Source organism: Vibrio sp. 1978, from assembly GCF_033344345.1.
Map to the genome: position 1 here is coordinate 1 of NZ_JAWPOP010000165.1, position 1,032 is coordinate 1,032.

The 1,032-nt window shown below is 45.3% G+C and carries 1 protein-coding gene and 1 pseudogene; both read right to left on the bottom strand.

Annotated elements, in window-relative coordinates; genetic code table 11:
- Nucleotides 1-158: 158 nt before the first annotated feature.
- Nucleotides 159-947, bottom strand: coding sequence for an acyl-ACP--UDP-N-acetylglucosamine O-acyltransferase (gene lpxA / locus R8N49_RS25225; RefSeq protein WP_005456706.1), 789 nt, complete (start codon nt 945-947; stop codon nt 159-161).
- Between the two features lies 1 nt (nt 948).
- Nucleotides 949-1,032, bottom strand: a pseudogene (locus tag R8N49_RS25230) (3-hydroxyacyl-[acyl-carrier-protein] dehydratase FabZ); the annotation flags it as partial.

Genomic DNA, 1,032 nt, shown 5'->3' on the forward strand with positions numbered 1-1,032 from the left:
ACCAGATAACTCGCCAGCAATGATGCCAATACGTAATGGTTTTTCCATATCGATTTCGCCCTATGTACTATGGATAAGGGATTCCTTATCCATAAAACACAAAAAGACCGCAGCCCTAATTGGGCGCGATCTTTTCCACTTATTGATTCATTCGTGAATTAACGAATGATACCACGTTCCGTTGTTTCTAGAATGTCAGAAAAACGCTTCACTGCTGGCCATTCTTGTGCCATTTCTGCAAGAATTGGTTTCACTTCTTCTAGCGTTTTACCAGAGCGGTAAATTTCTTTGTACGCTTTTTGTAGTGCTCGAATTTCTGGTTTCTCAAAACCATTACGCTTCAAGCCAACTAGGTTCAAACCAAACGGCGTAGCATGGTTACCTTGAGCAAGTACGTAAGCAGGTACGTCCTGAACAACCGCAGAGCAACCACCAACGTATGCATAAGCGCCTACCGTACAGAATGGGTGAATAGCAGAAAGTGCCATTACACCAGCGTGATCTTCTACTGTTACATGGCCACCTAGAATCGCATTGTTACCAATGTGAGTATGGTTGCCTACTACGACGTCATGCGCGATGTGCGCATTCACGCACAGTAGGTTGTCGTCGCCAATCACTGTTGTCGCTTTGTCTTGCACAGTACCACGATGAACCTGAACCGCTTCGCGAATCACATTACGGTCACCGATAACCACGGTTGTATCTTCGCCACCATACTTCTTGTCCTGGTTTTCTTCACCAATCACTGCATGTGGGAAAATACGGTTATCTTTACCAATTTTGGTATGGCCTTTGATTACTACGTGAGACATGACTTCAGTACCTTCACCAATCTCCACCGTTGAGGTGATGTAGGTAAAAGGACCAACCGTCACGTTAGCGCCAATTTTTGCGCCTTCTTCTACCACCGCAGCTGGGTGGATTTTAGCGGTTTCATGAATCATATTAAAACTCTCGACGAGCACACTTCAGCTCTGCTGAACACACTACTTCGCCGTCAACTTTTGCTACACCGCTAAATGCAGCAAT

Excerpts from the sequence above, each read along its gene's own strand:
- lpxA (WP_005456706.1), bottom strand. The coding sequence starts at position 947 with ATGATTCATGAAACCGCTAAAATCCACCCAGCTGCGGTGGTAGAAGAA.